Source organism: Photorhabdus heterorhabditis (genome assembly GCF_018448905.1).
GTDB lineage: Bacteria > Pseudomonadota > Gammaproteobacteria > Enterobacterales > Enterobacteriaceae > Photorhabdus > Photorhabdus heterorhabditis.
The window spans coordinates 1-434 of record NZ_RCWA01000189.1 but is presented as its reverse complement, the minus strand read 5'-3'; the positions used below and the strand labels follow the sequence as shown (position 1 = coordinate 434).

At 48.4% G+C, this 434-nt stretch carries 1 tRNA gene and 1 rRNA gene; both read left to right on the top strand.

Features of this window, described 5'->3' with window-relative positions:
* Positions 1–76, top strand: a 16S ribosomal RNA gene (locus EAE89_RS23235); the annotation flags it as partial.
* Positions 77–156: 80 nt separating this feature from the next.
* Positions 157–232, top strand: a tRNA-Glu gene (locus EAE89_RS23230).
* The last annotated feature ends 202 nt before the right edge of the window (positions 233–434 follow it).

The window sequence follows — 434 nt, the reverse complement described above, 5'->3', positions numbered from 1 at the left end:
CACTTTGTGATTCATGACTGGGGTGAAGTCGTAACAAGGTAACCGTAGGGGAACCTGCGGTTGGATCACCTCCTTACCTGAGATGCGTTGAGTGAGTGTTCACACAGATTGTCTGATGAAAGAAGAGCAAGAATGCGTCTGCGAAGCTGACTATGGGTCCCCTTCGTCTAGAGGCCTAGGACACCGCCCTTTCACGGCGGTAACAGGGGTTCGAATCCCCTAGGGGACGCCACTTGCGGATGACGGGTGAAAGGCGTTGTCGTGTTATCGTTAAGCGGATTTTGATTGAGTCGGCTTAACGATAAAAGCTCTTTAACAATCTGGAACAAGCTGAAAATTGAAAACTGTCAGTAATATCGAGAGGTATTATTGAAGAGTCTCTCAACACTCTGCGACCCAAGACGTCTTTGGGTTGTGAGGTTAAGCGAATAAGC